General features: G+C 47.3%; 5 protein-coding genes. 3 read left to right on the top strand and 2 right to left on the bottom strand.

The genetic code is table 11. The features are described from left to right. Positions 1-638: 638 nt before the first annotated feature. Complete coding sequence (locus H528_RS0111530) at positions 639-1,928, bottom strand: putative glycoside hydrolase (protein WP_022854460.1); 1,290 nt, start codon at positions 1,926-1,928, stop codon at positions 639-641. A gap of 232 nt (positions 1,929-2,160) precedes the next feature. Here H528_RS0111530 and cysC point away from each other — a divergent pair, with 232 nt between their 5' ends. The 3 genes from cysC to H528_RS0111515 all read left to right on the top strand — a co-directional run bounded on the left by cysC (position 2,161) and on the right by H528_RS0111515 (position 6,238). Then, on the top strand, positions 2,161-2,850 hold the full coding sequence (gene cysC / locus H528_RS0111525; protein WP_084677727.1) for an adenylyl-sulfate kinase: 690 nt from the start codon (positions 2,161-2,163) through the stop codon (positions 2,848-2,850). Positions 2,851-2,854: 4 nt separating this feature from the next. Next, positions 2,855-3,994 (top strand): glycosyltransferase, encoded by a 1,140-nt coding sequence (locus H528_RS0111520; protein WP_022854458.1) that lies wholly within the window; start codon positions 2,855-2,857, stop codon positions 3,992-3,994. A 504-nt stretch (positions 3,995-4,498) separates the two neighbouring features. Continuing rightward, positions 4,499-6,238 carry an AMP-dependent synthetase/ligase gene (locus H528_RS0111515; protein ID WP_022854457.1) on the top strand — a complete coding sequence of 580 codons (1,740 nt, stop codon included), beginning with the start codon at positions 4,499-4,501 and terminating at the stop codon, positions 6,236-6,238. On the opposite strand, the gene H528_RS0111510 is transcribed toward H528_RS0111515, so the two are convergent. Then, positions 6,235-9,258 carry a phosphoenolpyruvate carboxylase gene (locus H528_RS0111510; protein ID WP_169352798.1) on the bottom strand — a complete coding sequence of 1,008 codons (3,024 nt, stop codon included), beginning with the start codon at positions 9,256-9,258 and terminating at the stop codon, positions 6,235-6,237. The two genes, H528_RS0111515 and H528_RS0111510, sit on opposite strands and share 4 nt — an antisense overlap. Positions 9,259-10,012: the final 754 nt, after the last annotated feature.

Genomic DNA, 10,012 nt, shown 5'->3' with positions numbered 1-10,012 from the left:
GGAGCACCTTATTTTATCATGCTGAAGAACGTTAGCGACCAAAGCATCTACAGGTCGATCTATGGATCCTTCGCCTCACTAACGTTCAGCTCAGGATGACAAAAAGGGAAACCCAAAAAAGAAAGGCTCAGGATGAAATATTAATGGGAACACATTTTATCCGCGAAGGTGTCATAGCGAGGCTACTTGTACACCCGCACGATCCCAGCTACACCGTCATCACGAGGCGTGCTATCGCACGCCGAAGTGATCTCATAAGATTGCTTCGCTCACTGTGTTCGCTCGCAATGACTGACAAAAATAGTGCTTTCGATACCCATTCAATCCAAACCTCGACAACCTCTAAAACCTTTAGAACCTCTACAAATCTGCTACCTGAGATTGCTTCGTGCCTCGCAATGACACGCAAAAAAGCGCTCGCAATGGCCGCGAAGACGTCATCGTGAGGAGGCCTGATAAGGCTGACGAAGCGATCTCTCTAACGAACACAGTGACGCACCTAGATTGCTTCGCTTCGCTCACAATGACGCTCAAAAAGGCGCCCGCAGTAACATTGTTCAAGTATCGCTGTTTAAGCTTCCACATAAAGAGGAATTTAGTTTAGGACAGGCGCAAGTTACGCGGTTCAGGGCTTCGGCTCAGGGACTCGGCTTATCAGGGAGGTTGTAAAGCACTATCAGGCCTTGCCAGGGCACAATTTTAACCTGATTAGCCTTCTGATAAATGAGGCGCCCTTTGGCGTGGCCGTTTTTAGTCACCGGACCGCCTCCCTGGGGGATAACCACGTAAACTGGCCTTTCAAAAGAAAGAACACGGGTTCTTTTGCCAATATTTACGAAGACTTTTCCTTTTTCGTACTCTCTCGCATAAAGCCCGGGCTTGATTTCCAGAGCCTTGAGGGAGTTAACAGGCCTTTGGTATTTCCCCAGGGCAACTTCCCACTCAGGGTACCAGGAAAATATAGGCCCAACGAAATAAAAGAGATAGCTATATTTACCTTTTATCAACAAGTAACAGGCCAGGTAATACATGCGCTTGCGGTAATCGTTAGGCTTTTTAAGGTAGGACTGAAAGATTACGATTTTGTCATTCCGTATAAGACGTAAAGTACGTTCCATGGCCAATTTCCAGTCTTTACGCGAGGTGGTATCAAAGGCCCCTTCCATAAAAGCCCCTGAGGCTGTGGTGTAGTAGTCGGTGGTGTCCCAGGTGGTAAAAAGAGCACCGATATTGGGAAGGGTGGCAAAACCCAAAAACTCCAGAAAAGTGGTCAAATCTTTCATGAAGTCTTCGTAAGCCTCACTCCAAGTAAGGCCGGCAAGTTCTTTAAAAGGTCTCTTGATAACAGCGTCTTTCGCCAGTCTTGGGTCAGCATGTGCAGCTTCCCAGGGAAGAAGCGCAGGAGAGGAAGAATCAAGAAAAACTCCCTGATATTTCCCGGCTATTATTTGTCTGGCCAGAGATTTTTTCCAGTATCTTCGGAATTCAGGGTTCATAATGTTCATCAAATATTTGCCGTCCATCCTTGAGCGCACGCGCTCCCCGCGCTCGTTATGCCAAAACCAGTCTTCGTGTTTGGTAACAAAGGGCCAGTCATTTCCCCAATGTTTGCCGTCAATGATAAATTGGTGGGCCGGCTGCTGCTGCCAGATCCCAAGATGGTAATGGATAACGACAAAATCTGGATTGTATTTGCGGATCCTCTTACTGAGATCAAGGGTAAGCTTTTGGCTACCAACGTAATGAGTAGCAGCAAATTTGACCTGGGCGTCATTGAGTTGAGGTGGTAGCTGATCCGCAAATATGGCTATGCGAGATATTGTTTCTGGAAAGCCAAATTTTTTAGCCAAAGAGACTTGCGGGCCTGCGGCAAAGGTTAGAAGGCAAAGAATAAAAGCAATTAATTTGCCTGGCACCAAATTTGACATAGATACATTTTATTAGATCTTCAAATCTTATGATAGTGGTGCTGGGGATCCGTTCCCAATTTTTCCTCGCGAAAAATAGGAACAGATCCATATTATCAGCATTTATCCCCATTCTTATAAAAATAGTCTTAATTGGACAGGACCTTTGGCCTTCCCCACAACGCTTTTTTGCAAGCTTTTCGTGATGGGCAATCGCCCATGATGTTAAACGCAAAAAAATTCTTAATAAGAAATGGCAAGATGGTCGAAAAAAGTTAATATAAAGCGCGTTGGGTGGAGAAAATCCCAAGGAGTGCATGTTATGAAACCGTTTACCATATGGTTCACCGGACTCTCTGGTTCAGGGAAGTCAACTCTTTCACGCAGAACTTATCTTGAAATAAAAAGACGCGGGCTTAAGGCTGAACTTCTTGACGGCGACATTATCCGTACAAACTTCAGCCAAGAACTTGGCTTTACCAAACGCGAGCGGGACATTAACGTCAAGCGTATCGGTTTTCTCTCCTGGATGCTAAATAAAAACGGCATCATAAGCGTGGTAGCGGCCATTGCGCCGTATGCTGACACCCGCAAACTAAACCGAGAGCTTATCCCAAACTATATCGAAGTCTATTGCAATTGTCCGCTGGAGGTGGTGGAAGCACGCGACGTAAAAGGACTTTATGCCAGGGCACGCCGAGGAGAGATCCCTAATTTCACCGGCATATCAGACCCTTATGAGCCCCCTCGTAACCCGGAAATAGTCGTTCATACCGATAAAGAAACCGTTGAAGAAAGTATGGCCAAAATCATAGGTTATCTTGAAGAAAAAGGTTTTATCCCCAGGACCACCCTTGACATTGACCCAAGCATAATCGAAGAAGAAGAAAAAATTCTGAGAGAACATTTAAAACGCTTGGGGTTTGCCCGCAAAAGCTGGTGAGGAGATGCCTTCTTACGATGTATCTTTTGTGGTCTTTGCTGATGACTGGGGGGAGCATCCTTCGAGTTGCCAACATATTTTTAAATACATCGTGCGCGATTATCCGGTGGTGTGGGTAAACACCATCGGGATGAGGCTTCCACGCTTGACCCTTCAGGACGCCCAAAAAGCAGCCAAAAAGCTAAAACGCATGTTCTTTACGGCTTCAAAAGCTAAGGCCCCTCTTAAGCTCCCCGAAAACCTCTCGGTACTTCAGCCATTTATGATCCCTTACAATAAAGGCCCTTTTCGCGCCTTCAATAAAAGAGCCGTGATAAATGCCGTGCAGGAAGAGCTCAAAAGACGCGGCTTATCAAGGCCTATTTTAGTTACCACGGTACCCAATGCCTGTGATTATATTGGGGCCTTTGAAGAAAGGCGGGTGGTTTATTACTGCGTGGATGATTTTGCCGAATGGCCCGGGCATGAAAAAGATCTCGTCCTTCAAATGGAAAAAGAGCTCATAAAAAAAGCCGATATTTTTATTGCCACGTCAGAAAAGCTCTATCATAAGCTAGTCAGAGGAAAAAAGCCCACCTTTTTGTTACCACACGGCTTGGATCTAAAACGTTTTTGGGAGGCTAAAAAATCGAAGTCTCAATCCTTGGCTCAAATTCCCAAGCCCCGCGTAGGTTATGTGGGGCTTATTGATGCACGGCTTAACTGGTCTTTCCTAGAATTTTTAGTCGCCAAACTCAAAAAGGTTAGTTTTGTCTTTATCGGTCGAAATGAAATAGATCTTACGTCTTTCTCAAAGTTCGCTAATTTTTTTCACGTTGGCCCGGTTCCTTATGAAAAGGTGCCTAATGTATTGCAAGAGCTAGACGTTTTAATTCTTCCCTACCTGGTAAATGAATTCACTAAGACCATAAACCCCCTTAAACTCAAAGAATACCTTGCCTCTGGTAAGCCGATAGTAGCCGCACCCTTGCCAGAAATTCTCAAGTGGAAAGACTATCTTTTTATCGCAGAAACCAAAGAAGACTGGGAAAAACAAATCCTTAACGCCTTAAAACAAAAGCCTGCCAAAGTCCCTGAGGAAGTTCTTGCCAAAGAAGACTGGAGCTTCAAGGCCGAAAAGTTTCTGGAAATTTGCCTTTCTTAGGGGATCCCGCGCTTGTACTTGCAACACGGAGCTCGACAATTTTGCTAAAACCATTTTCACAGGAATGGAAGCATGTCATTTCCGCTGGTGCCATCGCGAGGCAACTTGTACCCCGCACGATCCCTGTCCCTTCACTTACCGAGATTGCTTCGCTCACTGTGTTCGCTCGCAATGACTGACAAAAATAGTGCTTTTCGATACCATTCAATCCAAACCTCGACAACCTCTAAAACCTTTAGAACCTCTACAAACTCTTCTACATGAGATTGCTTCGCTCGCAATGACACGCAAAAAGGCGTTTGCAATGATAATGCTTAAGTGTCGCCCGTTTTAGCTCCTGGTAATAGCAATTGTTTACATTTTTCGTTCCGTAGCAAGGGAAGCTCACAATGAAACATTGGTGGATGTAAAGGTTACAAAACTATGGCAAATTAGTTGTCAGGAAGACTAAAGCCCGTTATCAGTAAAGCTGCTCTTAAGGGGCAAGGATACCGGGAGGGACTTATGAAACAAAGCTCTGTGCTGCGGGAACATCGCGGCATCTTTACTATCCCTGAAATGGTTGAGAGATCAGCACGGGATTTCGGGCCTAGAAAAGCCCTTTCCGTGTTTCGCAATGGTAGCTATCAGCATCTAACCTACGATGAGCTCGGTTTCAGGGTCAGACTCCTTGCCAAAGCTCTCCACAGCATCGGTATAAAAAAGGGTGATAAATGCGCCATCCTGGGCCCGAACTCACCAGAATGGGGGCAAGCCTACCTTGGCATTACCTCTGCCGGAGGAATATGCGTGCCTATTGACTCCCTTCTTAAACCCCATGAGTTTCGCCATATTTTCGCTGACACCAAGACCAAAGTAGTATTTGTAGCTCGCAAGTTTTTAGACACCATCCTCGAGGTAAACGAAGAGCATCATTTCAAAAAAATAATCTTGCTTGATCCTGATGTGCCTCCCCCCGAGGGAGTAGAAAGCTTTGAAGCCTTTCTTGCGCGCGGAAAAAAGGCCAAAGGGGAGCCCAAACGCCCCAAACTAAAAGACACCGCCGCCATTATTTATACCTCCGGAACCACAGGCAAAGCCAAGGGCGTGATGCTTTCTCATGAAAACATTATGTCTGACGTGGCGGTGGTTTACCAGGTAATAGACCTTGGTCCGGGGGACAATATCCTTTCTGTTTTGCCCATGCACCATACCCTTGAGTGCACTGGAGGCTTTATCTTGCCCCTTTATGCAGGGCTTCACATCACTTATGCCCGCAGTCTCAAATCCCGCGACATTATCGAAGATCTCCGTAACTCTCGGGCCTCAGTTATGATAGGGGTGCCCCTTCTTTTTCAAAAAATGATTGAAGGTATCGAACGCAAAATAAGACAGGCCCCTCCTCATCGCCGCGCCCTTATGAAAGGGCTACTCAAAGCCGTGGAAATAGCAGCAAAGTTGGGACGCGAAGACGAAGCCGCCAAGGCCCTTTTTGCTAAACTAAGAGAAAAAGCTGGCCTTGGACACCTCAAGTATTTTGTCTCTGGAGGCGCACCGCTTCCGCCCTTTGTTTTTCACAAATTCAAGCGCCTGGGCATTAAAATTCTTCAGGGCTATGGCCTAACCGAAGCAAGCCCGGTGCTTACTCTTAATCCTGTCCACGCTCCAAAGGGCGAAAGCATAGGGCTGCCTCTTCCAGAAGTAGAAGTAAAAATCGCCCATCCCAATCAAAATGGCGTGGGGGAGCTTTGTTTTCGAGGCCCTATGATCATGCAGGGATATTATCAGAATCCAGAGGCCACCCGCGAGGCCATTGATGATGAAGGCTTTTTGCACACAGGTGATCTGGGGTACGTAGATGACGACGGATATCTTTATATCTGCGGTCGCGCCAAAAACCTTATCGTCACTCCGGCAGGTAAAAACGTCTATCCCGAAGAAGTTGAGTTTTACCTTAACCGCAGTCCCTTCATATTGGAAAGCATGGTCTATGGTATTCCCACTGATCGTGGAGGCGAAGAGGTGGCCGCGGTGATCGTGCCTGATTACGAAGAAATTGACCGCCATTTTGCCAAGGAAAAGCTAAGCGAAGACGACGTAAGGGAAATCATTGCCAAAGAGGTTAAAAAGGCTATGGAAAAGGTAGCTGGTTATAAGAGGGTGAAACAGTTTGTCATCTGGGATGAAGAGCTTCCCAAAACCTCTACACGAAAAATCAAACGCCATCAGGTTTTGCCAGTACTGCTTAGCATGAAAAAAGGCTAACCAAAAGCGCCGATGATATGGGTTACGCCACCGGTAATGCGCTTTACCAGGCGGTAAAGTGATTCCAGGGGGTTGAAGATGTTCTGGTGCTCCTGCCAGTAGCCAAGCTGGTCTTCGGTCTGGTAAGTGGCCTTTTCGCCAAAGTCATCACTCAAAGCCCCAGGCTCCAGGAGAGGGAAAATTTGCTTGAGCACCTTCACCGCAGATTCTACATCTAGGTGCAGGATACGTTCAATAATTTCTTCCCTGGTAGTGCCCCTCTGGGGGCTGAACTCTGGGATTTGCACCGCAAGGGTAAATATTTGGTAGATTATGGCCTGGCGCAGGGCATGAAGTATCTCAAGGTCGTCTCTTATCTCTTCATCCATCCAAAGGCCTTCGCGCTCATAGATTATGGAGTCTGCCCTTTTCTTCACAGCATGAATAGCCCCAAGCACCTCGGCAAAGTTGAGTAAATCCCGGTAAAAAAGGCGTCCGATCCGAGAAAAGCCGGCATGCCTATCAAGGGGTTCTAAAGAATCCGCCACACGACGGAGTTCCTGGGCCTGAAGGGGATTTGAGGCCTTGGCTGCAAGCATGAGCCAGAATTCCGGATCAAGCAGGTGTAAATAGCCTGCAAAGGCGTAAAAATCTGACAAAGAAAGGGCGTACTCCGCCATGGAAACCAGTTGCCTGAAACGCCAGGACTTTTGTTGAAAACGGATAAATTGATCCGGGTTGCGACGAACTGCCTGCCCCATGCCTCCGATTGTGTTGGCCAGAAGACCCAACTGGTGCAAGATGGCGTTGTGGGGAATAGCCCTTATCTCCGCAGCGGTAAGAAGCGTTTTTTCCACTTCAAACTGCCGTTTAAGCGCCCTTGAGCCCGTGGGGAAGATAAAATTGCGGCCGTAGTCGTTTAAAAGAGAGGCATAGACCGGGTCTTGCATGATGCGTTCGTTGAACTGCTGCACCGTAGTAAAAAACTCAAAGACGTAGTCCCACTCCTGGTAAAAGGGATCTTCAGGGGCAAAAGTTTCCCTGGCGAACTCAAAAATGCGGGCAAGCACGCTCAGCGCAAGATAGGGATTCAAAAAGTAAAGGTAGCCATCTCCACCCTGAAAGGAGAATTCTTCTTTAAGGGCCGCTACTTTTTGGCTGAGTTCTACCCGGCTCTTGGGAGGCATAATGTAAGCCAGGCGGGAAGTAAAGTTTGCGGGATGGGCCCCGCGCCCAATGGATTCCCCGTGGGTATTAAAAATCACCAGCTCAACATCGCTCAACTTATGTTTTTCGATGACCTTGGCCAGGCGACGGCGAAAGTTTTCAATGGCAAAACCTGCTGCAGGCTGACCAAGGTGCCTCCCGGCGTCTGAAAAACCAGTTTGCACACAAAGGCGCCCGCGCAAAAGCACGTAGTTTTTGTAGTGATAATTGGCAAGCATTTCATCGACAATGCGCGCCCCGCGGACAAGGGCCCGGGTAGTCTCTAAAAGGGGTGAAAGATCGACGTGTTCTTCCACTTTAAAGAGCTTGGCAAAGTAAAGCGCGGCAATAGAGGTAAAGCTGCTTTCGGTTTCCGCAATGAGAAACCGAATAGGCGTCTCACTGTCAATGTATTTGACCATCTGGGCCACTAACATGAAAAGGCGCTTGGCAGTGGTGCGCTCGCGAATAAGGGAGCCAAAGTTAATGCTCACAGGTGACACGCCGGCAAGTAGTTGGTCCAGGGCCTTGAGGTAAGTCTTTTTAACACTTGGGTCTTCGGGGTCGGTCTCAAGTCCGATCAAAGGACGCATGGCATTGTGAATTTGCTTGGAGTTTAACCTCACGTGAATGTGAGAAAGCCCAAGGCCAAAAACGTCTATTTCGGTGCGCAAAAGACAGAGACGATGCTGAATTTCCGGAAACTTCTTTGCGGCTTCGATAGCAGCGTCAAGGGCAGCACAAAGTATGCTGGGTTTGGTAAGCCTTCTTGGAAGGCCCTGATACATGCGCTTGGCCACCTGGCGCAGTTCCTCAAAATAGACTTCAAGATCTTGAGATGCGTTTTGAAATGCGCTGATTTCCTCGTCAAGTCCAGCCAGATTTTCTTCAAGGGTCTGAAGAACCTGGGCAAGGATGCCGCGGATATCTTCGGTCTCAGAGGTGATTGGCAGGAGTTCGATAATGTGTTGTAAAGTTTGCCGGTAGTTATTCAAGGCAAGCTTTCGTTCTTCAAGACGAAAGGCAAAGGACTTGGCCCAATCAATATCACGGCGGCCATCAAGGTCGTACCCCACCCAGGAAGCTACCGTAATAAGCCTTGGCCTTATCTCCCACCATTTATCGGGAAATTGCCTCTGGGCCACTTTAAAAACCAAATCATAAAAACGCAAAAGGGCCTTTTTAATATTGGCAATGGCTTCAAGAGCCAAATGATGTTCTTTCTCAAGGGTAATTTGCGGGTCCGGAAGATGTTCGCGCCAAAGTGCCTGCTTGATAATGTCTTCTACTTGTTCTTTTGAAAGAGGGACACCAGCCACATTGCGACCACTGGCAAGGTCTGAGAGAAGATGCATAAGATCCTCTCGCAGGGCAAAAGTGGGGTGCGCGGTAATAACAATGCCAAAGGGCTCTTTTGCTACTTCTTGGGCAAAAAGCGCAAAATCTTTCTTTTCGCAAAGGCCCTCGAGATTTTCAAGAAACTCTTGGAGAGACTTTAAGTTTTCCAGGGGGTCAGTGGTGCCTACGTAGCGGGCAAGCCGCTCCGCCCTAACCATAAAGGCCTTGGCATCTAAAAATTGAATAAGCTGCTCAAGGGCCGAAAAAGTTACTTCCCCTTTATCCAGCCGGCGGGCAAGATTTACCGCCAGCAATAGAATGGGGTTAGCAAAAGGGTTTTCGTCGGTCACCAGGCGGAAGTGCTTGAGGTGCAGGCGTAAGTCTTCATAGAGAGTGGTTATGTCGGTCCACTCGTCAACAGGCTTAAAACAGACTGTTTCTGGGACAAGAGGACCTTTTTGGATTTTGACTACTTGGTTAAAAACTTCTCGCCACATGTTTTTCATTTAAACATCTCAATCATCAAGAAAAAAGACAGTGATTCCATTTTTCAAAGCCTATTTTTGCGAGGCGGAAGGAGCCAGCCCTGGCAATCGCTTGCGCAGAGCTTTTAACTGTCATAAGCAATTACTTACAACAAAAACATGAAAAAAAGCGTCGCGGCGGGTACACGGCCCTGGCCTGTCCTATTCTTGCTAGGAGCACAAACAAATGACATTTTGAACATTGTCATTGCAAGCGAAGCGATCTAGGTGCGTCACTGTGTTCGGTAGAGAGATCGCTTCGTCAGCCTTAACAGGCATCCTCGCGATGACGCCTTCGCGGCCATTGCGAGCGCTTTTTTGCGTGTCATTGCGAGGCACGAAGCAATCTCAGGTAGCAGATTTGTAGAGGTTCTAAAGGTTTTAGAGGTTGTCGAGGTTTGGATTGAATGGGTATCGAAAGCACTATTTTTGTCAGTCATTGTGAGCGAACACAGTGAGCGAAGCAATCTTATGAGATCACTTCGGCGTGCGATAGCACGCCTCGTGATGACGGTGTAGCTGGGATCGTGCGGGTGTACAAGTAGCCTCGCTATGACACCTTCGCGGATAAAATGTGTTCCCATTAATATTTCATCCTGAGCCTTTCTTTTTTGGGTTTCCCTTTTTGTCATCCTGAGCTGAACGTTAGTGAGGCGAAGGATCCATAGATCGACCTGTAGATGCTTTGGTCGCTAACGTTCTTCAGCATGATAAAATAAGGTGCTCC

Source organism: Thermodesulfatator atlanticus DSM 21156 (genome assembly GCF_000421585.1).
Lineage (GTDB): Bacteria > Desulfobacterota > Thermodesulfobacteria > Thermodesulfobacteriales > Thermodesulfatatoraceae > Thermodesulfatator > Thermodesulfatator atlanticus.
Note: the sequence above shows the minus strand (reverse complement) of the source record. Positions and strands in the feature narration are given on the sequence as shown.